This is a genomic window from Nonomuraea sp. NPDC050328, from assembly GCF_044459405.1.
Lineage (GTDB): Bacteria > Actinomycetota > Actinomycetes > Streptosporangiales > Streptosporangiaceae > Nonomuraea.
Genome location: NZ_JBITIW010000006.1, coordinates 486,864 through 511,520 on the forward strand (window position 1 = coordinate 486,864; position 24,657 = coordinate 511,520).

A 24,657-nucleotide genomic window follows, 5' to 3' on the forward strand; every position below is an offset into this window, starting at 1 on the left:
GGCCGTGCAGAAGCGGGTGGCTCAGGCTCCCCGGGTAAGACGTCGCATCCGGCGGAAGACCGTACGCAGACGCGCGACAGTCCGCCTGCCGCCGGACTCGGGAATGCTGCGCGCCTCCACCACCACATGGCGCGGCCATTCCTGCTCGAGGACCCGCGTCAGCGTCGGGTCTTCAGAAGCCATCACTCGTGGCGCCCTCAGCATGTTGTCCGGGGCGTCCTCGGTGTCCGGCACAGCGACCGTCACCCACGAGTCGTAGGACTCGGGCCAACTCGACCCGCTCGGACGTGAACGCGATCCAGATACCCAAAGGGACGGTGCCGCCGCCCGGGTCTCCGCCCCCTACCGCTGACAGGAGCGGCTGGGTCAGGTGACAGAGAACGGTGTGTAGCCGACGGGCACGGCCTGTTCCGGCTCGCCCACCAGGGCGTCGTCCAGCGAGACGCGCCAGGTCTCACGGCGCAGCGGTGGTCACGTTCGCCTGGGTGCAGTGCGTGGACCGGTAGCGCAGGCGTACCGGAGCCTCGTGTGTCGGCGTGGCCGGGATGAAGATGTGTGCCTCGTAGTCGCGCATGTAGTCGGTGAAGCCGTGGTGGACGAGGGCGAAGTCGAAGATCTCATCCAGGGCGGCCTGAAGCGCCGTCATGTCCATCTCAGCTTTTCGGACGGTGGTGCAGGTACCGGTGGTGGAAGTGGCCGAAGCCGCGGTCGTTCTCGGCGAGTGCCTTGTGGACGTACCCCTGCGGGGGCCAGGCGTCTACTTGCCGAGCTTCGGGGCTCGACCTCGGCCCGATCGTGGCCGCCCGCCTGGGTAGGACGGAGGCATGTTCAAGGTTGACCGCAAGCAGATCCTGGCCTATCGGCTGTATGCGCAGCAGCTTGGTGAGCGGGCGCCGACTGGTGAGTTGGTGGGGGTGGCTGGGCGGTGTTGTCCGCAGAACACGCCGCCTGGGTCGGCCGCGTTGGCGTTGGGGGCGCGGGTTGAAGGGGTGAGTGAGCGGCGGGTGGGCGAGGAGCTTGAGGAGGGGAAGCGGCTGTTGCAGGCGTTTGGGGCGCGGGCGGCGCCGCATGTGTTTCCGGTGCGGGAGGCGGCGGTGTTCACGCGGGGGCTGTTGCCGGAGGGGGAAGAGGAGTTGCGGGCGTTCTTGCGGGGGGCGGTGCCTGCGCTCGATCGGTTGGGGTTGGGGGCTGGGGAACTGGTGGAGTTGACGGTTCGGGCGGTTGAGGAGGTGCTGGACGGGATTGGGCTGGTCAAGGACGAGGCGGGGCGGGCTGTGGGGGAGCTGATTGGCGGCCGGTTGCCTGAGGGGATGCAGGAGGGGTGGAAAGGGGGCTCGCCGTACGCGGGGAAGCAGTTCTTGGGGGAGTCGTTGGTGCGGTTCGCGTTGCCGGTGGTGTCGTTGCGGGGGGTTCTGTGTCATGGGGGGCGGGAGGGGCGGTCGCCGTTGCTGCGCCGTACTGATCAGTGGGTGGGGAGGGTTGGGGGGGTAATGAAGGCGCCGGGGGAGTTGGTTCGGTGGTTTCTGCGGTGCTACGGGCCGGCGGGGCCGGGGGAGCTGGCGGGGTGGGGTGGGATCGGGGTCCAGCAGGCGGAGCGGCTGTGGGCAGGGGTGGAGGCGGAGCTGGTCGAGGTGGGGTTTCAGGCGGGCAGGTTGTGGGTGCTGGCGGGGGAGGAGGAGCGGTTGAGGTCGGCTGGGGAGGTTCGGGGGGTGCGGATGGTGCCGCCGCATGATCCGTATCTGCAGGCGCGGGATCGGGGGGTGCTGGTGCCTGATCGGGAGCGGCAGAAGGTGCTGTGGCGGCGGGCCGGTAGTCCGGGGGCGGTGCTGGTGGATGGTGAGGTGCGGGGGGTGTGGCGGGCGAAGGTCAGGGGGCGGAAGTTGGACGTCAGTGTGGAGGCCCTGGGGGAGATCGGGCGGGGGCATCGGGGGGCGGTCGAGGAGGAGGTGGGGCGGGTTGCTGCCTGTCGGGGGCTGGAGGTGGGCAAGGTCGGCGGGTGGTGATCCGTCTGCGCCCTGCCCTCGGCGAATTCCCCTAGGGAACTTCGGCCGGTTACGACGGAGCCAGGGGCCGACGAGCGGGCGCGACGAAGGTCGTAGGCCGCGCTGATCGAGGTGCCCGCGTACCAGACCGATCCGCTCAGGAGGGGGCTGGACGCTGGGGTGATTGGTGCGCCGCTTCCCAGTGTGACCCAGGTTGCTTGCTTGAGGATCACTGGTCGCTGGGGCCTCTTCCGTGTATAGAAAATGTGCGGGGATTTCTTTCACGGCGGTGGAAGGGGACCGACGGATGCGGTGTGTCGTCTGCGACCAGCCGGTGACCGATGGCGAGGTCTGTCCCGAATGCGCCGTGTCAGCGCCGGACCCACTCAGCCTCGACGCCACCCGCGCGCCGATCGTAGACGTCGAAGAAGCCGACTCGGAGGTGACCAGGCACCTGTGTTGTGCCGCCCAATCGGACGAGTGGTTCGCGCAGAAGCTAGTCTCGCTGGTGGTCAGGCAGCCGCGGCGCGGCATTGCGATGTCGCCGGGTGTCGACATCGTGGCGGTGCTGCGTCACGCTTGCTCCGCCCGCAGACGCCGAGCGCTGCGTGACCTGGTGCTCACGGTGATCAACTTACCGGCGATCATACTGAGCCTCTCCTGTCTGGTGATCGCGGGGATGACGGTCTCGCTGAGGCCACTCCAGATGATCCCACCGGTACTGGTGGTCTCGCTGGTTGTCTCGACGGTGGTCACTTTCCTCTACCGGCTCTCCTACAACCATGCGATCACCGGATCGCTGCACCGCAGGAACTTCGCTGCATCGAAGGCTCCGCAACCGCGCAGCAGCGTGCTGCGGAACCGCATCGCCGAAATTGAGCGGCAGGCACACGGGAATATCACGATCTACCGAGGCTTCAAACCGTTTCGCGGGTACGGCAAGGTCATCGGCGGCTGGTCCTTCGCGATCGACATCACCAAGCCGCGCGAGCCGTACAAGGACTGTGTGCTCTTCGACGTGCACGAGATTCGCGACCATGTGCAGCGGCAGGTGGAGGCACTGGAGTGGCTGGGGCTGCGGGTTGAAGAGCGGATCTTCGTCAGCGGGAGGGACGGGCAGGCCTTCATCGATGCTGGAGGCCGGCCGAGGGCTTTGGTGGAAAGCGACGAGGTGCGCCAGTTGCTGACGAAGTTAGACAACCGGGCGCGACCGTACACGGTGATCCGGCTGGTGGGGTGGGACGGTGAGCTCGCCCTAACCATCTTTCTGCGTTTCGTCGTGGTCAAGCGCAACCTGTTCATCGAGGCCAGCCACTCGATTCTCACGCCGCTCAAGGATCGCTTCCGGGGGCACGATCAGCTCAAACGGGTCGAGGGCTGGGGGTACCTGTGGGAGGCGCTCCGGTCGATCAGGTTGTTCTGTCGGCCGATGTCGGCCTTCCCTCACCTGGCGGAGCGCCTCGACGATATGCGGGCGCTGTCCGAGGGAACCGAGGCTTTCGAAGACCCTTCATTCGACCACGGCGTTTTCTTCAGCATCCGCGAATGGGCCAGCGACGAGCGCTATCAGCGGTATTTCCAGAAGCTCGACAGTGAGATGTACACCAAGGTCGTCGAACAGCGCATTTTCGACGCGCTCGTGCAGTTCCTCGATGACCATCGGATCGATACCGGCGAACTGGTCCAGCGTCAGACCACGATTCTCAACAACGGGGTGATGGTGACCGGGAACGGATCCATCTCAGCACAGAACATCGCGGCGGGGCTCGGCGCGCAGGCGGGCCGGGGTGATCAGAAAGGCGGAGGGCAGCAGAGTGGGTCCTAACTACGGGGTGCAGATCAGCGGCGGCACGGTCAACGCGCAGAACATCGCCGCCGGTCCGGGCGCGCGCGCGAGCAGCGGCGAGGCTCGGAGTCAGCCGGTACTGATGGAGAAGGAGCGCAACGTCTTCGTCATCCACGGGCGGGACGAGGAGTTCAGGAAACGCATCTTCGACCTGCTGCGACGAATGGACCTGAACCCGCTGGAGTGGGAAACGGTGGTGCATGACCTCGGGCACTCCAGCCCCTATCTCGGTGAAGTGCTCGATCAGGCTTTCACGATGATGCAGGCGGCTCTGGTGCTGATGACACCCGACGACATGGTCAGGCTTCACCCCGATCTGGTGCCCGACGAGGATGAGCGGGTGGTCGAGTGCCAAGCCCGGCCGAACGTGCTCTTCGAGGCGGGCATGGCCTTCGCCAAATGTCCGGAGCGCACTGTGCTCCTGCAGGCGGGCCGGATGCGGCCGGTGTCCGACTTCGGCGGTCGCAATTACGTGGCGTTCGACGGCTCCGTGCGGAGCATAAATAAACTCAAGCTTCGGTTACGTACGGCCGGCTGTGCCGTACGCGAGACCGGTAGTGACTATCTCGACACCGAGCAGCTGCACGATCTCGGTGCCTACACGCGTCGACCGCGCGGATGAGAGGTCTGCGGTTGATCCTGAGTACGGCGCGCGGGCGTGCCCTGCTCGCCGCGAATGTGCTCATCGCCTTCGGGCTCGTCTCCGCGGTGGTCCAGTTCGCGGGCCAGGTATTCGGGATGAAGTTCAGCCACCCAGGGCTGATCACCGGAGCATCGCTCGGGCTCTGCGTGGTGTGGGGCTTCGTGCGCTCCTACCCTCGAGAGCGGATTGAGCGCCAGTTCGTCCACCCTGACCTGACTGTGGTCATCAAGGTCGGCGACCTGTTGGAGGAGCAGGCTCATCTGGTTGTGGGGTTCAGCGACACGTTCGACACCGATTCGGACGCCGACGAGGTGATCAATCGTGCCAGCCTGCAAGGACAGCTTCTGGCGCGGGTCTATGGCGGCGACCGAGCCAGGCTCGACGGTGAGCTGTCCAAGGCCCTGGCTTCAGTCACACCCGCTTGCGTAGAGGCCCGTACGGCCAAGCAGCGGGGCAAACTGAAGCGGTATCCGATCGGCACGGTTGCGCTGATAGGCCCGCCCGACCGGCGCGTCTATGCCGTCGCCTACAGCCGCATGGGTAATGACCTCACCGCGCACTCCTCCTTGAACGACCTCTGGACGAGCCTGGACCGGCTTTGGAAATCGATCGCCGCCAGCGGGCAGCTCGGCAGGGTGGCGATTCCGGTCATGGGTGCGGAGCTGGCCAGGATCTACGCACTTGACAGGGAGAACCTGCTCAAAGTGATCATTCTGTCCTTCATGGCACGCTCGAGGTTGGAGCCGGTTTGCAGGGAGCTGGTGGTCGTCATCAGGCCTCAGGATGCCGACAAGGTGGACCTGCTCGAGATGCGCGCCTTCTTGGCGGCGCTCTAGTCATCGGACTTCAGTCGAGCGGCTTGCCCGCGTGCTGAGCCGACTTCACCGATTGCCGAGCGTCCGTGTGCGTTGGCTGCAGGAGTGAGTCAGCAGGTTGGGGGTTGACGTGGGCGGCTTGGGAAACTTGAATTTGAGTCAAGTTTAACTCTTGGAACGGAGAGCCAAGTGGGTCGGATCGGAGCGTTGGCCTGTGTGGCCGCTCTGCTCGGCGCGGGCTTGACGCCGGCCGCCGCGGGCGCCGCGACCTCGTTAGGCGCGGACATCGTGCTGCGCAACGGGTTCATCTACACCGTCGACAAGCGCGACAGCGTCGCCAAGGCGCTGGCCGTACGGGACGGGCGGATCGTCTATGTGGGGACGAACGCGGGAGCGGGGAAGTACATCGGCGAGGGCACGGAGGTGATCGACCTCAAGGGCCGGATGGTGATGCCGGGCCTGCACGAGGGCCACATCCACGACATCAGCCGCAGCGACCGGAAGCGGTGCGACCTCAAGGCGGAGCCGCTGACGGTGAAGCAGCTCCAGGCGAAGGTACGGGCGTGCCTCGACGATCCGGAGCTGGGCAGCGGGACGGACTTCCTCGAGGTCGACAACCTCTACATGCAGTTCCTCCGGCCGGCGGGCACGACGCCGCACAAGAGCATGCTGGACGCGCTGAAGACGAAGCGGCCGATCGTGATTCACGCGGCGATCACGGCGCACAACATCCTGGTCAACCAGAACGCGCTCGACCTGGCGAAGATCACCAGCAAGACGCCGGACCCGCCCCAGGGGCGGATCGACCACGACCGGAACGGCGAGCCGAACGGGCTGCTCCAGGACTCGGCCGGGGACCTGGTGACCAAGCTGATCCCGCCGCCGCCTCCGGTCGCCCCGGAGCGGGCGGTGGAGCTGGCCGGGCTGCGGATGAAGGACTACAGCAAGGAAGGCATCACGAGCTTCTTCGTGCCGGGCAGCGGGCGCGAGGAGATCGAGATCTTCCAGAAGCTGCAGGACGAGGGCGGGCTGACCGCGCGGGCGCACTTCGCGATCTGGAGCAGGCTGCAGGATCTGCGTGAGCCGAAGGCGTTCTACCGGGAGGTGGAGAAGATCCGGGCGGAGCTGGAGCGGCCGGAGGAGATCTCCTCCGCGGTGCTCGCCTGGCGTCCTGACCAGAAGAAGGGCTCGCGGGTGGTGGCGGAGCCGGGGGTGGTCGTCGCGGGCGTGAAGATCATGCTGGACGGCATCGTCCAGTACCCGGCCCAGACCGCGGCGATGCTGCACCCCTACCTCGACGCGGACGGCAAGCCGCGCAAGGACAAGTCCGCCCGCGGCGAGCTCTACATCGGCCCCAAGCTGCTCAACCCGGTGGTGGCCGAGCTGGAGCGGCGCGGGTTCCAGTCGCACGTCCACGCCATCGGCGACCGGGCGGTGCGCACGGCGCTCGACGCCTTCGCCTACGCCCGCACGGCCAACCCCAAGATCCGGGCGCACGAGACGATCGCGCACGCCGAGGTGGTGGATCCCGCCGACTTCCGGCGGTTCGGCGCGCTGGACGTGACCGCATCGATGGGCCTGCAGTGGGCCAAGCCGGCGCCGGACTCCACCGACGCGGTCAAGCCGTACCTGGGCCCGCGCTTCGACCTGTACGAGCCGACCAAGGCGATCACCAAGGGCGGCGGCAAGGTCTCGCTGGGCAGCGACTGCTGCCTCGACCCGTTCGACGAGTGGTTCGACCTGGAGGCGGCCGTGCTGCGCGAGGCGGACTGGGGCAAGGAGTTCCCGCAGTACGCCGGCAAGGTCAACAAACTGCCCGGCCTGACCCTGGCCGAGGGCATCAGGGCCGTCACCTACAACGGCGCCTACCAGATGCACCAGGAGAAGATCACCGGCTCCCTGGAGAAGGGCAAACTGGCCGACCTGATCGTGCTCGACCAGAACATCACCAAGGTGCCGCTCGACGACATCTCCGAGACCGACGTCCTGATGACCATGGTGGGCGGCAAGCAGGTCTGGGTCGATCCGAAGTTCTGAACCAGTGGCGGGGCGGGCCGGCGACGGCGCGCCCCGCCCCCAGCAGGGAGGTCAGCCGTTGACGGCCGACGAGAGACGGGCGCGGATTCTCCGGGCGGCTCTGGAGGAGTTCGCCGGCAAGGGGGTGGCCGGGGCCCGGGTGCACGACATCGCCAGGAGTGCCGGGGTGAACGTCCGGACGATCTACACGCACTTCGAGAACAAGGAGGGTCTGGTCCAGGAGGTCACCCGGGAGGTGTTCCGGCGGGGCGGTGAGCGGGCCGGGCGGAGCGGCGGGCCGGTGACGCCGGCGAGCCTGCTGGAGGAGTTCCTGGACCGGTGCGCGATCGAGGCCGAGTGGGTGCGGCTCCTGGGCTGGGAGGAGTTCGAGAAGGGCGCGGGGACGAGCTGGCGGGGGGACATCACGGCCAGGGTCTACCTGCTGCGGCGGTGTCAGGACGCGGGGCTGGTGGATCCGGACCTCGATCCCGAGCTGCTGTGTGTCAGCCTGATCGCGCTGGCGATGGCGCCGCTCGCGTTTCCCACCCTGATCCAGGCGGCCACCGGGGCGGACTCGGGGTCGGCGCGGTTCCGGGCGGGGTTCCGGGAGCATCTGCTCCGCCTCGCCAAGCCGGCGCTGAGCCGTACCGCATGAATGACCACGGACAATGGGAGCATGACCGACGGGCGCAGGACCCAGGAGCGGGGCAGGCAGGCGCGGCGCCAGGTGCTGGAGGCGGCGCTGGCGGTGATCGCCGAGCTGCCGGTGGCCGAGCTGCAGGTGCAGCAGATCGCCGAGCGGGCGGGCATGAGCCCGGCGCGGGTGCTGTACTACTTCCAGTCGCGCGACCAGATCCTGACCGAGACGTTCCGGTGGAGCGAGCGGGTGCTGGCCGAGCGCCGGGCCAGGGAACTGGCGGCGGCGGGCGGCCCGAAGGAGCGGCTGGCCGCGTTCATCCGGGTCTACCTGCCGGTCGACCGGCACGACGTGACGTGGAAGCTGTGGCTGGAGGCCTGGTTGCGCTCGATGAGCGCCGCCGAGATGGGCAGGACCGCCGAGGAGATCGACGGCGGCTGGAAGCAGGACCTGGTGACGATACTGGAGGAGGGGGACTTCCGGCCCGCTCCGGAGTTCCTGGACTGGTTCCTGCCGCTGCTCGACGGCCTGGCGGTGCACGTGCTGATCGGGCGGCTGGAGCCGGCGGAGGCGGCCGAGGTGGCGCTGGGGCAGGCGCTGGAACGGCTCAGCTGAGTCCGGCCTCGATCGCGGCCAGGGCAGTGGCTCGGGCCCAGGCGGCGTCGTGGCCCGGGATGCGCAGCAGCACCTCGGAGGCGAGGCCGTCCATCAGCCGGCAGGCGCGGGCGGCCAGCTCGTCCGGGTCGGCGACCGGCGCGCAGGCCCGCAGGATGCCGGCCAGCTCGCCGGCCCAGGCGCGGAAGAAGCCGTCCAGTTTTAGCAGCGTCTCGTCGTCCTCCGGCGGGCGGGCGATGGCCTGCGCCCACAGCCGCCAGCGCACGTCGTCGGCGCCGCGGGGCAGGTAGAGCGCGACGAACTCGGCCAGCGCCGCGCGCGGGGCCAGGCCCGCCAGGCCGGTACGGCGGCGCTCGTCCAGGTCGGCCTCGCTGAGCAGGAGCGTGGAGATCAGGATGCGGTCGCGGCTGCCGAAGTAGTAGAGCACGTGGCCGGTGCTCATCCCGGCGCGGTCGGCGATGTCCTGGACGCGGAGCCGGTCGAAGCCGAGCTCCTCGATCGCCTGCAGGGCCGCTTTCAGGACATGGGCCCGCATGTCCGGGCGTACCGGTTTCGACATACTTTAGAATCGTACTCTAAGTTAGAGCCACGCTCTAAGACCGTGGAGGTGCGCGTTGCGCTTGACGCCGACGGAACGGGACCGGCTGCTGCTGTTCACCGCCGCGGAACTGGCCCGGTCCCGCCGCAGCCGGGGCCTGGCGCTCAACGTGCCGGAGGCCACCGCGCTCATCGCCGACACGGTCTGCGAGGCCGCCCGCGCCGGGTACCGGCTGACCGAGGCGATCGAGGCGGGCCGGGCGGTGCTCGGGCCGGACGACGTCCTGCCCGGTGTGCCGGACGTGGTGACGGAGATCCAGGTCGAGGCGGTCTTCGACGACGGGTCCCGGCTCGCCGTGATCACCGACCCGTTCGGCGGCGGGTCGCTCGGCGCCGAGGCCCCCGGCGCGGTCATCTCCGCCCCGGTGCCGCCGCCACCCGCGCCGGTCGTGTCGGTCGAGGTGCGCAACACCGCCTCCGTGCCGATCAGCGTCACCTCGCACTTTCACTTCTTCGAGGTCAACCCGCGGCTCAGCTTCGACCGGGGCCTGGCCTACGGCCGCCGCCTGGCCGTACCGGCCGGATCGGCCGTCCGCTTCGACCCGGGCGCCAGCCGTACCGTGGAGTTGACCGACATCGGCGGCGCGCGCGTGGTGATCGGCGCGGCCGGCCTGGTGGACGGCCCCCTGGACGCCGAAGGGGCGTTCGAGGCCGCGATGGAGCGGGCGCGCGCCTGCGGATACCTGGGCGCCTGATGAGCGTGTACGGCTACCGCGCCGGCGACCTGGTGCGACTGGGCGACTCCGGCCTGACGGTCGAGGTGGAGCACGACTCGCAGGCCCACGGCGAGGAGTTCCTGGCCGGCTTCGGCAAGACCGCGCGCGACGGGCTGCACCTGAAGGCCGCCTCGGTACGCGAGACCTGCGACCTGGTGATCAGCAACGTCCTCATCCTGGACGCCGTCCTCGGCATCCGCTCGGCCTCCATCGGCATCCGCGAGGGCCGCGTGCACGCCATCGGCCGCGCCGGCAACCCGGACACCCTGGACGGCGTGGAGGTGGTGGTCGGCACCGGCACCACCATCGTCTCCGGCGAGGGGCTGATCGCGACCGCCGGCGCCGTCGACACGCACGTGCACCTGCTGTCGCCCCGGATCATGGAGGCGTCGCTGGCCTCCGGCGTGACCACGATCATCGGGCAGGAGTTCGGCCCGGTCTGGGGCGTCGGGGTGAACTCGCCGTGGGCGCTGCGGCACGCGTTCGACGCCTTCGACGCCTGGCCGGTGAACATCGGCTTCCTCGCCCGCGGCTCGTCGTCGGACCCGGCCCCGCTGGTCGAGGCGCTGGTCGAGGGCGGCGCCTGCGGGTTCAAGGTGCACGAGGACATGGGCGCGCACACCCGGGCGCTGGACACCGCGCTGCGCGTGGCCGAGGAGCACGACGTGCAGGTGGCGCTGCACACCGACGGGCTGAACGAGTGCCTGTCGGTGGAGGACACGCTGGCCGTCCTGGAGGGCCGGACGATCCACGCCTTCCACATCGAGGGCTGCGGCGGCGGGCACGTGCCGAACGTGCTGCGCCTGGCCGGGGTGCCCAACGTGATCGGCTCCTCCACCAATCCCACCCTGCCGTTCGGCCGGGACGCCATCGACGAGCACTACCGCATGATCGTCTCGGTGCACGGGCTCAAGCCGGAGCTGCCCGGCGAGGAGGCGCTGGCCCGCGACCGGATCAGGGCCGGGACCATGGGCGCCGAGGACGTGCTGCACGACCTGGGCCTCATCGGCATCACCTCGTCCGACGCGCAGGGCATGGGCCGTGCCGGTGAGACGGTCCGCCGCACGCTGGCGATGGCGGCCAAGATGAAGCCCATCGGCGAGCGGAACGACAACGAGCGCGTGCTGCGGTACCTGGCCAAGCTGACCATCAACCCGGCCCTCGCCCACGGCCTGGCCCACGAGGTGGGCTCGATCGAGGTGGGCAAGCTGGCCGACATCGTGCTGTGGGAGCCGGCCTACTTCGGGGCCAAGCCGCAGCTCGTGCTCAAGGCCGGGTTCCCCGCCTATGGGGTGACCGGCGACCCCAACGCCGCCACCGACCGGAGCGAGCCGCTGGTGCTCGGCCCCCAGTTCGGCGCGTTCGGCGCGACCGCGGCCGACCTCTCGGTGGCCTTCGTGTCCGGCGCGGTCTCCGGCGACCGCCTCACCACGCGCCGGCGCCGGGTCGCCGTGCGCGGCACGCGCGGCATCGGGCCCGCCGACCTGGTGCGCAACTCCCGCCTCGGCCAGGTCGAGGTGGACGCGCACGGCCGCGTCAGCCTCGACGGCGAGCCGGTGCACAGCGACCCGGTGCCAGCCGTACCCCTGAACCGTCTCTACTTCCTGTGACAGGAGCGACCCCCATGTTCATGCCGCCCGAGTGGGCCCCGCACGCGCGCACGTGGATGGCCTGGCCGGTGCGACACTACGAGCTCAGCCCCGAGGCCTCCCACCGCGCGTGGTCGGACGTCGCCAACACCGTGGTCCGCTACGAGCCGCTGACCATGCTGGTCGATCCGGGCGAGCTGGCCTCGGCGAAGCAGTGGCTCGACCCGCGGGTGGAGCTCGTCGAGCAGCCGCTGGACGACTGCTGGCTGCGCGACAACGGGCCCACCTTCGTGCTCGACGGCGGGCGCCTGGCCGGGATCGACTGGACCTTCAACGGCTGGGGCTGGGCGCCGCACGCCCTGGACGACCAGGTCGCCGCCGCGGTCCTGGCTCGGACCGGGGCCCGTGCCCACCGCAGCGCCATGGTGGGCGAGGGCGGCGGCATCCACGTGGACGGCGAGGGCACGGTCCTGGTCACCGAGACCGTCCAGCTCGACCCGCGCCGCAACCCCGGCTGGACCCGCGAGCAGGCCGAAGCCGAGCTCAAGGCGCTGCTCGGCGTGACCAAGGTCATCTGGCTGCCCCGGGGGCTCACCGCCGACTACGTCACCTTCGACGAGGCGGGCGTCCAGCACGGCTACGGCACCAACGGCCACGTCGACCTGCTGGCTTCGTTCGTCCGGCCTGGCCTGGTGCTCTGCCACGTGCAGCCCGACCCCGCCCACCCCGACTTCGAGGTGACGCGGGAGAACCTGGCGGTGTTGCGCGCGGCGACCGACGCGCGGGGCCGGAAGCTGGAGGTGGTCGAGGTGCTCGCGCCGACCGTGCTGGAGGCGCCGGGCGGCGGTCCGGTGGACTACTCCTACATCAACCACTACCTGGCCAACGGGCTGGTGCTGACCTGCTCGTTCGACGATCCGCGCGACCGGGAGGCGGCCGAGCTGTTCGCCCGGCTGTTCCCCGGACGCGTGGTGGAGTCCGTGGACGCGCGCGACATCTTCGCCCAGGGCGGCGGCATCCACTGCATCACCCAGCAGGAACCGGCGCTCTAGCCGCAGGCGATCTTCCGGTCTATGCTCTGGGCAGCCTGAAGTTGATCACTTGGGAGGCGCCATGAAGAAGATGACCGTCCGTCGCAAGAGCACCCAGCGTCTGCTGTCCAGCGCCCGCCGGCTCTGGATCGAGTGGTGCTGGTAGTTGCCGAGACGGCGGGCGCTTCCGGGCGCCCGCCCCTGCGGTTCCCGGCCCCGTGGCTCGCGACGTCGTGGCGTGCGGCCCGGCCGTGAACTGCTTCGACTGCCATCGCGGGCACGGGCCCTACGCCGGGGTCGCCGCCTTCCTGGCGCGGCTCGCCGCCGAGCGCCCGCGCCTGGCGGCGCGGCACGAGGTCGAGCTGGCCGCGATCGCGCCCTGGCTCGACCGTACGGCGCGGCCGCCGGCGGAAGAGGAGCCGATCAGGTTCCACCCCGCCCGCCGGACCGCCTGCCTGGCCTACGGCGCGGCCGAGTTCGTGGCCGCCTGGGCGGAAGGGCTGCGCAAGCCGGTCACCGTGGTGTTCGAGCACGTCGCGGAGGCCGACGAGACCACCGCCGAGCTGCTGGCCGTCCTGGCTCCCCGGGTGGCCGCCACCCCGCTGCGCCTGGAGTTGCGCGAGGACGGCACCGCCGAGCCCCCGCCGCCGCCCTCGACGCCGGAGGCGGTCCGCGCCGCGCTCGGCGACGGCCTGGCCCGCGGTTTCTACCACCACGCGGCCCGCGTCGCCGTGCACGGGCGGGCCCTGGTCACCCCCGGCGGCGACCTGCGGCAGTGGTGGGCCTGCACCACGGGCCTGGCCACCGCGCTCACCGCCCTGGAGCGGGCGCCGGAGGCCCTCGACCTCTACGACCAGGCGCGCGCGGCCACCGACGACCCGAAGATCAACATGTCCGCCGCGTACGCCACCGCCATGCTGCACGCCCGGCACCTCGACGCCGCCGCGCAGGACCAGACGCTGGCCCGGCACTGGCTGGAGGAGGCGCTGCGGCTGGCCGCCGGCCTGGAGGACTCGCCGCACAAGGTGATCTCCACCGTCTTCTACGAGCAGGGCCTCGCGTTGCTGGACGCCAGACAGGGCGCACCCGAGCAGGCGCTGCGGCTGATCGACGACGGCCTGGCCAGGCTGGCGGCGGTCCTGGCGCCGGGGGAGCACCCGCAACACCTCGCCCGGCTGCGGCACAACCGGGCGCAGGTGCACCTGGCGCTCCGCGACGCGGAGCGGGCGCTGGCCGACCTCGACCTCGTGATCGCCCACGATCCCGGCAACTGCGAGTACTACGTCGATCGGGCCGCCCTGCATCGCGCGGCCGGCCGGACGCAGGCGGCGATCAAGGACTACGGCACGGCCATCCGTCTCGGCCCGCACCTGCCCGAGGCCTACTACAACCGCGCCGTCCTGCACCTCGAACGCGGGCACGAGCAGCGGGCCCGGGAGGACCTGGAGCGCGTGCTCGCCGTCGAGCCCGGCCATCTCGACGCCCGGATCACCCTGGCCAACCTGCTCCTGGAGCGCGGCGCGAGCGAGGAGGCCGAACGGCAGGCGCTGGCGGGACTCGCCCTCGCGCCCAAGGAGCCCGCGCTGCTGTGCACGCTCGGCCTGGTCCGCTCCGAGCGCGGCGAGCCGGCCGAGGAGCTGTTCACCCAGGCCCTCGAGGGCGACCCCACGCTGGTCGAGGCGTGGACGAACCGCGCCGCCGTACGGTTCGAGCGGGGTGAGGTGAGCGCCGCCGTGGCCGACCTGGACCGGGCGGTGGCCCTGTCGCCGGCGCCCGAGCCGCGCTTCAACCGCGGTACGGCACTGGCCCGGCTCGGCCGCTGGGAGGAGGCGGTCCGCGACTTCACCGACGCGCTCGCCCAGCCCGGCCTGGACCGGACGCTCCGCCGCGAGATCCGCGCGGAGCTGGAGCGCTGCCGCCGAGCCCGTTGAGCGCGGTCAGGGCAGGTTCGCCGCCGCGGTGGGCGGCCACATGTCGACGCAGAGCAGGCGGTGGGCGTAGGAGTAGGCCACGAGCTGGCTGCGGTTGCTGCAGGAGAAGCGGTCGAGCAGCTTGCTGATCCACTCGGCCACCGTGTACCGGCTGAGGTGCAGCTCGCGGGCGATTCTGGTGGTGGTGTACCCCCTGGCCAACAGCACGATCAGCTCGCGGTCACGATCGTTCAGGACACCGGAACCAGAATCCATGTCACGCCCCAGGTCACATCGCCTTGCCAGAGGTCCCCGGCTGGAAGGACCTCGGGGCTCACGCTAGGAGGAACCGCTTAAGCAGCGGTATGGCGAGGCCAAACTGCCGGTTATGTGGTCAGTTGCTGACAAGTCCGGACTTGGGGTGTTAGGGGCGGCCCCGCAGGATGCCGTCGTAGATCTTGCGCAACACCGGGCTGGGGTCGATGCCGAGCTCGGAGGCCAGGTGCCGGCGCAGGCTCTCGAACTGCGACAGCGCCTCGGGCGTGCGCCCGCAGCCGACGAGCGCCGTCATCCGGGCCGCGACCAGCCGCTCCCGGGCCGGGAAGTAGGACACCAGGTCGTCGAGGCGGGTCAGGACCTCGACGTGCCGGCCGCGTTCGATCTCCAGCTCGGCCCAGTCCTCGTTGACGGTGAGGTAGAGCTCGGTGCACCGGCTCACCGCGTCGTCGATCAGCGGCACGCCGGAGAACTCGGCGAGCGGCCAGCCGCGCCACAGCCGGGCCGCGTCGTCGAGCACGGTCCGCGCCCGCTCGCCGTCGCCCCGGCGGCGCAGGTCGCGTCCCGTCCCGGCCAGGTCGCGGAAGCGGAGCAGGTCGAGCTCGTCGGGAGCGGCGTCCAGGCGGTAGCCCCAGCCCTGGTAGGAGATCCGGTCACCCGCGCGCCGGCGCAGCTCGGAGACGTACACCTGGAGGTTCTTGCGCGCGGTGGCCGGCGGCCGCTCGCCCCAGAGCGAGTCGATGAGCTGGTCGGTGGCGACCACCTGGTTGGGGCTGAGCAGCAGGATGGCGGCCAGCAGCCTGGCCTTGCGCGCGCTGATCCGGACCAGCGAGCCGTCCATCCGGATTTCGAGCGTTCCAAGCACGCTGGCGTCCATCGCGGGCTTGTCCTTCTTGGCCGGCGCGCACCTGCCGGTCCCCAGGGTGAGGAATCCGGCCAGGTCGATGGGGGCGCCGGCCTTGGGCGCCGACTGCGAGTGCAGGGTCCTGACCATGGCGAGCGCCGCCATGGAGACCTCGTCCACCCCCGCCTTGCCCTCGAACCAGCGCCAGTCGCCGTCGGAGTTGGCTTCGAGGAACACCGGTCCCTGCTTGGTCATCAGGAAGTCGAAGGCGCCGTAGCGCAGGCCCCAGAGCTCGGCGAGCCGCCGGACGGCTCCGGCCACCGCCTCGGGCACGGCGACCAGCGAGACCGAGACGGAGTCGGCGTCGCACCAGATCGCCTCCGGCGAGGCCTTGCCCACCCGGAAGGCCCTGATCTCGCCGTCCAGGTAGTAGACGCGCAGCTCGACGCCATGGTCCACGTACTCCTGGACGATCATCGGGGCGTCGCGGACGGCGAGCTTGCCGGCCACCTCGGCGTCCATGACCTCCGGGAAGACCCCGGCCAGGGTGCCGGGCTCGGTCTCGACGAAGTGCCCGTCGAGTGCCTTGACGATGACCCGGTCGCCGGGCAGCCGGGCGCTGGCCGCCGCCGGATCCGTGGTCACGATCGTGCGCGGGGTGCGGATCCCGGCCCGGGTGGCGTCGTCGAGCTGCACCAGCCGCCCGAGCTCTGGTGCGCCGGGCAGGTGGTGGGTGGCCAGGCGGGACATCTGGGCGACCAGCGCGCACCAGGAGTCGGCCCTGAAGGGCGAGCTCGCCGAGTTCTGGATCGCCCGGGGCGAGAAGTGCCGGACCCAGGTGACGGTGGGGGTGATGCGGCGCCCGTTGACGGTGAGCGAGCGGTCGGCGATGTCCGCGGCGATGCGCAGGTCGTCGACGGCCTCGGCGTCGATGCGCAGGCTCGGCACCCCGAGCGTGCGCAGGCCGCGCTGGAGCACGGCGAACTCGGTGAGCCCGGCCCGGTCGGCGAGGACCACGCACGGCAGCGCGACGGCGGGGTCGCTCTCCTCGGGCAACTGCCAGGCCAGACCGGGACTGGCCGGCAGGGTGAGGGTGTAGGGCTCGGTCTCCGAACTCACTCGGGGTCCACCACCTCTGGTGTGACGGGCATGCGGGCCGGCCGGTCGCACTCGTCCATGTGCCGATGATCATTGGACCGGCGTGGACGCACAATCGCCCCTCTGTCGTTTGGCAGATGGACGCCGGCCCCCGCCCGGCGAATCCCCAACGCCCACATTCGTGGGGTTGTCGCCCCCGCGTCACGGAGAGCGATACTCAACCAGCACTGCTGCCCGAGGCGGGAGAGGTGGGGGTTGTGACGGACGACGTCGTGACAGCCGAGAATCTGGTCAAACAGTATCGGCGCATGGATCGCCGGGCAGTGGACGGCATCTCCTTCGAGATCGCGCAGGGCGAGACCATCGGGCTGCTCGGCCCGAACGGCGCGGGCAAGACCACCCTGATCAAGATGATCTGCGGGGTCACCGCACCCACCTCGGGCCGGCTCCGGCTCTTCGGCGTGGACCCGGTCCGCCAGCCGCTGGCCGCCAAGACCTCGATCGGCGCGATGCACCAGGTGGGCCCGTTCGACCTGATGCTCTCCGCGCTGGACAACCTCAAGATCGCCGCGCACTTCCGCGGCCTGCGCTGGCGCGAGGTCCGGCCGTGGGCGCTCGAACTGGTCGAGCACCTCGGCATCACCCCGGCGCTGCCGCGCTTCTGCTTCCAGCTCTCCGGCGGCCAGCGGCAACGCTTCCAGCTCGTGCGCGCGTTGCTCACCATCCCGCGGCTGCTCGTGCTCGACGAGCCCTCGGCCGGTCTCGACGTCGGCGGCCGGCGGCACGTCGAGCGGTTCGTGACCTGGCTGCGCGACGAGCACGGCGTGACCGTGTTGTGGACCAGCCACCACATCGACGAGCTGGAACGTAACTGCCAGCGGGTGATGGTGATCGACCACGGCCGGGTGATGCGCTTCGCCAAGCCGCGTGAGCTGGTCGAGGAGTTCGGCACCACGCACCTGGTGGTGACCGTGCAGGACCCGGCGAGCAGCGGCGTGGTGGTGGCGTGGGCGGAGGCGGCCGGGCTGGTGGTCAAGGCCCAGGAGGCCGAGGTCCGGATCGAGGGCGCGCGGGTGCAGGACGTCCTGCCCGGCCTGGCCGGCCACTGCCAGGCCCACGGCGTGGCGATCAGCGGGGTCGCCACCGCGACCGACTCCCTCGAGGAGGTCTTCCTCCGGATGACCGAATCCGGCAGGACGGAGACCGCCGTGCCGGCGGTGACAGAGCGTGCCGAGGCAGAGCCGGCCGAGACCCGATGACCGAGAGCGAGGAGTGACGTGGCCGCGGTCCTGAGCTTCCAGAACAAGCCCCCGGTGCAGCGGGGCCGGGTGTCCGACCTGTTCGCGGTCGTCTACCGCGAGTACGCGCTGCTCGCCCGCAACCGCGTCTACCTGATCGTCGGCCTGACCCCCATGCTCATCTACTTGCTGCTGGTCAACACCTCGCTCAGCAACCTGGTCCAGAACGTCACCTACCGTGGCGCCGAGCTGCCCTTCACCATCTTCCTGCTCCCGATGACGCTGGCCATGTCGGTGGTCAGCGCGGCGGGTACGGCGGGCATGGCCGTCTTCCAGGAGGAGACCACCGGCGTCGCCACCCAGCTCTGGTCCTACCCGTTGCGCCGCTCCCGCTTCCTGCTCGGCAAGCTGATCGCCGGGCTGTCGCTGGTGATGGCGCAGACCCTGCTCGGCCTCGGCGTGGCGGCGCTGCTGTTCGACTTCCCGTTCTCCGCGGGCGGCTGGCTCGGCCTGCTGGTGATGCTGGTCTTCACCTCGCTGGCCTTCAACGGCCTCTACCTGGCCGCCGCGATCACCGTCACCGACCACCAGGTCTTCATGGTGCTGTCGAACGTCTCGATGCCGGTGCTGGTCTTCGCCGCCCCCTCGCTCTACACGGTCGAGAGCATGCCGGCGGTGATCCAGTGGATCTCCGTGGTGAACCCGCTGACCTACGCGATCAACGGCATGCGCGACGCCTCCCTCTTCGGGCTGGGCGCGGCCTGGCAGCCGATGCTGGTGATGGCCGCGATGGCGATCGTCGGCTACACCATCGGCGGCCGGGCCCTGCTCAACCGGGCCCGCAACCTCTGAGGCGGGGTGAGCGGCATCGTGTGGCTGCCTACGCAGGCCGATGACGTCAAGGTCCGGCTGCCCGGAACCGACCGAGCCAAGGATCCGGCGCAGACCCTGGCCATGGCGCGGGGCGCGGCCGGTCGGGCCGGCATCACCCGGGTGGCCGACCTGACCTGGCTGGACACCATCGGCATCCCGACCTACCAGGCCATCAGGCCGACCGCCAGGACGCTCGCCGTCTCTCAGGGCAAGGGCATCACCGCCGAGCTAGCCAAGCTGTCGGCGATGATGGAGGCGATCGAGCTCTGGCACGCCGAGCAGCCCTTCCCGCCCGCGCTCACCGCCCCGCCGCGCGAGGTCGCCGGCGAGCTGGGCTACGACCTGGGCGAGCTGCCCAGGGCCGAGCCGAGCCTGCTGCACGACGGGCTGCCGATCGAGTGGGTCGCGGCCACCTCGCTGGCCGACGGCAAGCCCGCCCTCCTGCCCAAGGAGCTGGTGACCGTCACCATGGACCACGGCCGGGGCTGGCACGCGCCCGTCTTCGCGGTCTCCTCCAACGGGCTGGCCAGCGGCAACACGCTGGTGGAAGCGGTACTGCACGCGTTGTACGAGGTGATCGAGCGCGACGCGGTCAGTCTCGGGCTGCGCAGCCGTACCAGAGGGGTCAGAGCCGATCCCGCCTCGCTCGGCTCGCCCGTCGTGGACCGGTTGTGCGAGCTGCTGGCCAGGGCCGGGGTCGATCTGGAGGTCAGGTGGATGCCCTCGGCCACCGGGCTGCCGTGCTTCCTGGCCGAGATCACCTGCCCGGACTACCCGATGCACTTCCGCGGCTTCGGCTGCCATCTGAGCTCGGAGATCGCGCTCACCCGGGCCGTCACCGAGGCCGCGCAGGCCCGGCTGGCCTACATCTCCGGCGCTCGCGACGACCTGCACGCCAACGCCTACGCCTCGATGGGCGAGCGCCGCCGGGCCGGCTCGGACGAGGCGGCCGAGCCGATCGCCCGGGTCACGGCCAACGCCAGCCTGGTGGACGACCTGCGGGACGTGGTCGGGCGCGCCACGGCCGCCTTCGGCCACGCGCCGCTGTTCACCGACCTGACCAGGGACGACGTCGGCGTGCCCGTGGCCAGAGTGGTGGCGCCAGGATGCCGCCTCGCCCCGGAGGAGTTCTAGTGCAGACCGTCGTCTACACCGGCCCCACCCTCGCGCCCGGCCAGGTGCGCGAGGTGCTGCCCGGCGCGCTGACCCGGCCGCCGGTGGCGCGCGGCGACCTGCTGGCCGAACGCTGGAGCCCCGGCGACACCGCGGTGATCATCGACGGCTACTACCGCGAACGGCTGTCCGTCGGCCACAAGGAGCTGCTCTGGTTGCTGGCCGAGGGCGTCACCGTCATCGGCGCGGCGAGCATGGGCGCCCTGCGGGCCGCCGAACTCGGTCCGTACGGCATGCGCGGCATCGGCGTCGTCTACGACCAGTACGCCTCCGGCGAGGTGGACGGCGACGACGAGGTCGCCATCGTGCACGGCCCCGAGGAGGTCGGCTACCCGGCGCTCACGATCGCCCTGGTCAACCTCCGCTACGGCTGCCGGGAGGCGGTCCGCCGCGGCGAGCTGACCGAGGAGCTCGCCGGGCGCATCGTCCGGACCGCCAAGGAGCGCCCCTTCTCGCACCGGACCTGGCCCGAGCTCGCCCAGGCGCTCGGCCCGGACGCCATGGACGCGCTGCGCACGCTGGAGAAGGCCATCGCCGCCGGGGACTGGGACCGCAAGCGCCTGGACGCGCTGGCCGCCCTGCGCGCGGTGGGCGAGGAGCGGCCCGGACCGGTCACGGTCGAGGCCCGGTCGCTGGGCACCGGACCCGCCGAGGTGCTGCGGTGGCGGACCCGGCGGGAGTACGCGCCCGGCCGGTGGCGCTCCGACCTGGACGTGCTGGACGCCGCCCGGCTGTACTGGAGCGGCTATCCCGAGCTGCACGAACGGGTGCTGACCGGCCTGCTGGCGGAGGTCGCCGGGCCGGACGGACTGGAGGCCTACGTGGCGGCCAAGCTGGGCGTCGAAGGGGACCTGCCGGCCGCGCTGACCGGCCGGCTGAGCGCGACGGAGCAAGCGCAGTTGCCGACGGCCGAGCAGCTCAGGCTGGTGATGGTGCGGGTCTGGCCGCTGTGGCGGTGCACCGACTGGCGGCCCGCCGTCGTGGCCGAGCTGCGCGAGCACGCCGAGTGGGAACGGTGGTCGGAGCTGGTCGCGGAGGCGGACGAGGCGGCGGAGCAGGCCCTGGGCCGCGTGGTGGTGCCGCCGCCGGCCTACTGCGGGCGGCTGTTCCTGCGGCACTGGGGCGGCAGCCAGGTGGAGATGGCCCGGCGCGGCTTCGGCGGGCTGGAGGAACTCGGGCGGACCGTCAGCCGCTTCTTCGCGCTGGACGTGCGGCGGCGATGAGCTTCGCGGCCGGCCTGGACGTGGCCGACCCGCACGCCCGCTTCCACCGGATGCGGCGGCGGGCGCCGGTGGAACGGCGGGTGGACGCCTCGGGCCGGGCGTTCTGGTACCTCACCCGGTACGCCGACGTGCAGCGCGCGCTGCAGGCCCCCGAGCTCGGCCGCCAGCTCGACCGGCTGCCGCCGGATCTGGCCGAGATCCACCGGCGCTGGGAGCAGGACACGCTGCCGATGGTCCGGCGCAACGTCTTCAACCTGGACCCGCCCGACCACACCAGGCTGCGGCGGCTGCTGGCCCCGTCGTTCAGCGCGCGCAGCATGGCCGCCCTGGCCGAGCGCATCGACCGGTGCGTGGCCGAGCTGGTCGCCCCGCTGTCCGGCGAGTGCGACCTGATCAAGGCGGTGGCGCTGCCGCTGCCCATCCTGATCGTGGCGGAGCTGATCGGCTTCCCCGCCGAGGACCGCGGCCGGCTCCGCGCCTGGAGCGACGCCATGCTCGGCCAGGACGTGCCGGCCGCGCGCCGGGCCGGGATGGAGTTTCTCGGCCACGTCAACCGGAAGATCGACGAGCGCCGCGCCGAGCCGCGCGACGACCTGCTGTCGCGGCTGGCGGCCAGCGGCGAGCTGAGCCGGGCCGAGCTGGTCTCCAGCGTCTTCCAGATGGTGTTCGCCGGGGACGAGACGACCGTCAGCCTGATCGGCATCGCGATGCTGGAGCTGCTGCGCCACCCGGCCGAGCTCAGCCGGTTGCGCGCCCGGCCCGAGCTGCTCGACTCCGCGATCGAGGAGGTGCTGCGGTTCAACGGCCCGGTGGGGCACTCCAGGCCGCTGTACGCGCTGGCCGACGTCCGCTTCGGCGACCAGGTGATCGCCCGCGGCGACGTGGTGGTGCCCCTGCTGCTGGCGGCCAACCGGGATCCCGACGTCTTTCCCGACCCCGACGTCTTCGACATCGCCCGCACACCCAACCGGCACCTCGGGCTGGGCCATGGCGCGCACTTCTGCCTCGGCGCGGCCCTGGCCAGGCGGCAGGCCAGGGCCGCGCTCGGCGCGTTGCTCGCCCGGTTCGGCGACATCTCCCTGGCGGTGGCGCCGGAGGCGGTGGAGTGGGGGCCGAGCCTGCTGGTGCGGTCGTTGCGCGGACTGCCGCTGCGTCTGAGTATGCGCCGCGCCGGGCCGGGGGGTGAGTAGCCTGCCTGCTCTGGCGGGCGGGGGCGGCGGCGCGTAACGTCCTGGCGCTCAGACTCGCTCACCCCGGACGGATCAGCGTGGCACACCTGGATGAATCGAGTTCCACGGCCGAGCCGCTGCCGGTGCTGCGGGTCGTCGTGGGGGAGCAGGACAGGGAGACGCGCACCCGGCTCCGGGGCGTGCTGCACATGGGCCACGGCCTCGTCGTGCTCGGGGAGGCCACGGCCACGCACCGGCTGGGCGAGCTGATCACCCGGCACCGGCCCGCGGTGGCGGTGGTCAACGCGGCGCTCGGGCACGCGGACGAGATCGAGTTCGTGCTGGCCCTGACCGCGTGGGCGCGGGGCCGGACCCGGGTGGTCCTGGTCTCCGAGACGCTGGACGAGGACCTGCTGGCCCGGGCGCTACAGGCCGGGGCCGCCGGCTTCGTCCACCGCGAGGCCCTGATCAGGGAGATCGTCCCGACGATCCGGCAGGTCGCGGCGGGCCTGACGGTCATCTCCAGCACGATGATCACCCAGTTGCGCGACCGCATCCCGGCGCTGATCAACGGCGTCGACCACCGGCTCTCCCCGCTCACCCGGCGCGAGGCCGAGGTGCTCGCGCTGGTCGCGGGCGGCCTGTCCAACCTGCAGATCGCCGACAAGCTGGGCATCGGCGCCGGAACGGTCCGTTCCCACCTGGCCAGGATCCTCGCCAAGCTGTCGGCGCGGAACCGGGCGCACGCCGTGGGCATCGCCTACGAGTCGGGCCTGCTCACGGGAGGCTCGCTGCATCGGGGCACAACAGCGGGTACTGCCGGCGAGCCTGGTCCGCGGTGAGCAGCGGAGCGGGGTCCCCGGCCAGCGCCTTGAACCTGGCGAGCCGGTCCGGCGGCGGGGCGGGGATGAGCGCCTGCGCGTGGAAGAGCTCCGCGCCGAGTTCCGCGCTGCCCAGCCGGGCCCGGGCCAGCCTCGCCCTGACCTTGAGCGCGTGGGCGCTCGGCGGCGGACCGGCGGCCTCGCCGTTGACGTACCGGTCGCGCTCGACGGCCATCCGCCAGGACGGCTCGGCCTCCGCCGCCAGCGCGGCCTGCAGGCCGGGTCCGATCCCCGCCCTCAGCTCGTGGTCCAGGCGCAACGCGCTCAGCGCGGCGATCGACAGGCCGTGCGAGTAGAGCGGGTTGACCGCCACGACCGCGTCCCCGAGCGCGACGAAGCCGGCCGGCAGCGGCGCCCGCTCCAGCAGGCGCCGGCGGTTGGCGGTGTCGCGGAAGGGCCGGATCGGGCCCAGAGGCGTGGTCAGGGCCAGCAGCTCGGCCACGACCGGGTCGCGCAAGGAGCGGGCGAACGCCTGGAAACCGGCCTCGTCCAGCGGCGGGGCCGAGCCCTGGGTGCCGGTCAGGGTGACCACCCAGCGGCCGCCCTCCAACGGCAGCAGGGTCGCGCCCCGGTCGAGCCCGGCGCCCGGATGCAGCATGATCGCCGGGACGTCGGCCAGGCCGGGCGGGGCCGCGCAGATCCGGGTGGCGTAGGCCAGGCCGGTGCTCACGGTGACCTCCTCGACCGGCGGCCCGCCGATGGCCTCCAGCCAGCGAGGAGCCTGGGAGCGGCGGCCCGTGGCGTCCACGACGAGGTCGGCCGCGATCGTCTCCCCGGGGCTCACCCGGACGCCGGTCACCCGGCGGGCGTCGCCGGTCAGGCCCAGCACCTGGACGCCCTCGACGACCCGTGCCGCGGCGCGGCGCCGTACGACGTGGTCGAACAGGCCGCGGCTGCAGGAGACGAAATAGGCCGCGCAGTCGAAGCGGTGGAACCAGCCGTCGCCGGTGAGGATCAGCGAGTCCCCGGGCAGGCCGCGACGGTGCGCGCCGTGGGCGTACAGCTCGTCGAGCGTGCCCGGCAGCAGCGTCTCCAGCGCCCGCGCGCCGCCGGTGACCAGGACATGGCTGTGATGGGACTGGGGCAGCCCCCGCCGGGGAGCCGGCGCGGCGGGGTAGCGGTCCCGCTCGACGACGACGACCTCGTCCACGTGCCGGGCCAGCACGGTGGCCGCGAGCACGCCGGCGAAGCCGCCGCCCAGCACGACCGCCCTGGTCACGCTTCGAGCAGGCCCTGCGCGACCATGCCGGTCAGGAACTCGTCCACGTCCCGCATGATGCGCACGGTGACGAGCGCGTTGTCCCCGGCGAACTCCTCGGCCAGCCTGGTGATGATCTTCTCCCGTTCACCCTCGCTCGCGACCAGCTCCCAGATCCGGGAGCCGGTCTCGTTCAGGCTGTGGAAGTCGCCGGTCTCGCTGTGGTAGAGCGAGATGCCGTCGCCGGTGTCCTGCCAGATGACGGCCTCGCTGATCCGGAGTGACAC

24 protein-coding genes are annotated in these 24,657 nt (G+C 71.4%); 17 read left to right on the forward strand and 7 right to left on the reverse strand.

Annotated features, from left to right (window positions below; genetic code table 11):
• Positions 1–21: 21 nt before the first annotated feature.
• Positions 22–246: a hypothetical protein gene (locus ACIBG7_RS24945; RefSeq protein ID WP_397337727.1), complete on the reverse strand. Its 225-nt coding sequence runs from the start codon at positions 244–246 to the stop codon at positions 22–24.
• 208 nt (positions 247–454) lie between these two features.
• The gene (locus ACIBG7_RS24950) at positions 455–646 is read right to left on the reverse strand and encodes a hypothetical protein (protein WP_397337728.1); all 192 of its coding nucleotides are present in this window, start codon (positions 644–646) and stop codon (positions 455–457) included.
• A 178-nt stretch (positions 647–824) separates the two neighbouring features.
• Between ACIBG7_RS24950 and ACIBG7_RS24955 the strand changes: the two genes are divergently transcribed.
• From ACIBG7_RS24955 to ACIBG7_RS24985, 7 genes are all read left to right on the forward strand, one after another.
• Positions 825–2,003, forward strand: a complete 1,179-nt coding sequence (locus ACIBG7_RS24955) for a winged helix DNA-binding domain-containing protein (RefSeq protein WP_397337729.1) — start codon at positions 825–827, stop codon at positions 2,001–2,003.
• A gap of 286 nt (positions 2,004–2,289) precedes the next feature.
• Entirely contained in the window at positions 2,290–3,807 is a 1,518-nt protein-coding gene (locus ACIBG7_RS24960; RefSeq protein WP_397337730.1) for a hypothetical protein, read from the forward strand.
• A gap of 7 nt (positions 3,808–3,814) precedes the next feature.
• Positions 3,815–4,450, forward strand: coding sequence for a TIR domain-containing protein (locus tag ACIBG7_RS24965; RefSeq protein WP_397337731.1), 636 nt, complete (start codon positions 3,815–3,817; stop codon positions 4,448–4,450).
• Positions 4,451–4,461: 11 nt separating this feature from the next.
• A complete protein-coding gene (locus ACIBG7_RS24970) occupies positions 4,462–5,307 on the forward strand; it encodes a macro domain-containing protein (RefSeq protein ID WP_397337732.1) in 846 nt (281 codons plus the stop codon).
• Positions 5,308–5,502: 195 nt separating this feature from the next.
• Positions 5,503–7,323: an amidohydrolase gene (locus ACIBG7_RS24975; protein WP_397337733.1), complete on the forward strand. Its 1,821-nt coding sequence runs from the start codon at positions 5,503–5,505 to the stop codon at positions 7,321–7,323.
• A 58-nt stretch (positions 7,324–7,381) separates the two neighbouring features.
• On the forward strand, positions 7,382–7,957 hold the full coding sequence (locus tag ACIBG7_RS24980; protein ID WP_397337734.1) for a TetR/AcrR family transcriptional regulator: 576 nt from the start codon (positions 7,382–7,384) through the stop codon (positions 7,955–7,957).
• 21 nt (positions 7,958–7,978) lie between these two features.
• Complete coding sequence (locus ACIBG7_RS24985) at positions 7,979–8,554, forward strand: TetR family transcriptional regulator C-terminal domain-containing protein (protein ID WP_357927597.1); 576 nt, start codon at positions 7,979–7,981, stop codon at positions 8,552–8,554.
• Here ACIBG7_RS24985 and ACIBG7_RS24990 read toward each other — a convergent pair.
• Complete coding sequence (locus tag ACIBG7_RS24990) at positions 8,547–9,113, reverse strand: TetR/AcrR family transcriptional regulator (protein ID WP_357927595.1); 567 nt, start codon at positions 9,111–9,113, stop codon at positions 8,547–8,549. The genes ACIBG7_RS24985 and ACIBG7_RS24990 overlap by 8 nt on opposite strands.
• 61 nt (positions 9,114–9,174) lie before the next feature.
• Between ACIBG7_RS24990 and ureA the strand changes: the two genes are divergently transcribed.
• From ureA to ACIBG7_RS25010, 4 genes are all read left to right on the forward strand, one after another.
• Positions 9,175–9,846 (forward strand): urease subunit gamma, encoded by a 672-nt coding sequence (ureA, locus tag ACIBG7_RS24995; RefSeq protein WP_397337735.1) that lies wholly within the window; start codon positions 9,175–9,177, stop codon positions 9,844–9,846.
• Positions 9,846–11,477 (forward strand): urease subunit alpha, encoded by a 1,632-nt coding sequence (locus ACIBG7_RS25000; protein ID WP_397337736.1) that lies wholly within the window; start codon positions 9,846–9,848, stop codon positions 11,475–11,477. Before ureA ends, ACIBG7_RS25000 begins: the two co-directional genes overlap by 1 nt.
• Positions 11,478–11,491: 14 nt before the next feature.
• Complete coding sequence (locus ACIBG7_RS25005; RefSeq protein WP_397337737.1) at positions 11,492–12,508, forward strand: agmatine/peptidylarginine deiminase; 1,017 nt, start codon at positions 11,492–11,494, stop codon at positions 12,506–12,508.
• Between the two features lie 197 nt (positions 12,509–12,705).
• The gene (locus ACIBG7_RS25010) at positions 12,706–14,418 is read left to right on the forward strand and encodes a tetratricopeptide repeat protein (protein WP_397337738.1); all 1,713 of its coding nucleotides are present in this window, start codon (positions 12,706–12,708) and stop codon (positions 14,416–14,418) included.
• A 6-nt stretch (positions 14,419–14,424) separates the two neighbouring features.
• On the opposite strand, the gene ACIBG7_RS25015 is transcribed toward ACIBG7_RS25010, so the two are convergent.
• Complete coding sequence (locus ACIBG7_RS25015) at positions 14,425–14,673, reverse strand: LuxR C-terminal-related transcriptional regulator (RefSeq protein WP_357927587.1); 249 nt, start codon at positions 14,671–14,673, stop codon at positions 14,425–14,427.
• A 148-nt stretch (positions 14,674–14,821) separates the two neighbouring features.
• The gene (locus ACIBG7_RS25020; protein WP_357927585.1) at positions 14,822–16,636 is read right to left on the reverse strand and encodes a BTAD domain-containing putative transcriptional regulator; all 1,815 of its coding nucleotides are present in this window, start codon (positions 16,634–16,636) and stop codon (positions 14,822–14,824) included.
• Between the two features lie 287 nt (positions 16,637–16,923).
• Between ACIBG7_RS25020 and ACIBG7_RS25025 the strand changes: the two genes are divergently transcribed.
• From ACIBG7_RS25025 to ACIBG7_RS25050, 6 genes are all read left to right on the forward strand, one after another.
• Positions 16,924–17,874, forward strand: a complete 951-nt coding sequence (locus ACIBG7_RS25025; protein WP_357927583.1) for an ABC transporter ATP-binding protein — start codon at positions 16,924–16,926, stop codon at positions 17,872–17,874.
• Between the two features lie 18 nt (positions 17,875–17,892).
• Positions 17,893–18,705 (forward strand): ABC transporter permease, encoded by an 813-nt coding sequence (locus tag ACIBG7_RS25030; RefSeq protein ID WP_357927581.1) that lies wholly within the window; start codon positions 17,893–17,895, stop codon positions 18,703–18,705.
• A gap of 6 nt (positions 18,706–18,711) precedes the next feature.
• Complete coding sequence (locus ACIBG7_RS25035) at positions 18,712–19,860, forward strand: YcaO-like family protein (protein ID WP_357927579.1); 1,149 nt, start codon at positions 18,712–18,714, stop codon at positions 19,858–19,860.
• Positions 19,860–21,122, forward strand: a complete 1,263-nt coding sequence (locus ACIBG7_RS25040) for a TfuA-like protein (protein WP_397337739.1) — start codon at positions 19,860–19,862, stop codon at positions 21,120–21,122. The genes ACIBG7_RS25035 and ACIBG7_RS25040 overlap by 1 nt, the downstream gene beginning before the upstream one ends.
• Entirely contained in the window at positions 21,119–22,312 is a 1,194-nt protein-coding gene (locus tag ACIBG7_RS25045) for a cytochrome P450 (RefSeq protein WP_397337740.1), read from the forward strand. The genes ACIBG7_RS25040 and ACIBG7_RS25045 overlap by 4 nt, the downstream gene beginning before the upstream one ends.
• A 77-nt stretch (positions 22,313–22,389) precedes the next feature.
• Positions 22,390–23,133 carry a response regulator transcription factor gene (locus ACIBG7_RS25050; RefSeq protein ID WP_357927573.1) on the forward strand — a complete coding sequence of 248 codons (744 nt, stop codon included), beginning with the start codon at positions 22,390–22,392 and terminating at the stop codon, positions 23,131–23,133.
• Here the strand turns inward: ACIBG7_RS25050 and ACIBG7_RS25055 are convergent.
• Together ACIBG7_RS25055 and ACIBG7_RS25060 are read right to left on the reverse strand one after the other, a co-directional pair.
• Positions 23,069–24,391, reverse strand: coding sequence for an FAD-dependent oxidoreductase (locus ACIBG7_RS25055; RefSeq protein WP_397337741.1), 1,323 nt, complete (start codon positions 24,389–24,391; stop codon positions 23,069–23,071). The genes ACIBG7_RS25050 and ACIBG7_RS25055 overlap by 65 nt on opposite strands.
• On the reverse strand, positions 24,388–24,657 hold the full coding sequence (locus tag ACIBG7_RS25060; RefSeq protein ID WP_357927569.1) for a PqqD family protein: 270 nt from the start codon (positions 24,655–24,657) through the stop codon (positions 24,388–24,390). The genes ACIBG7_RS25055 and ACIBG7_RS25060 overlap by 4 nt, the downstream gene beginning before the upstream one ends.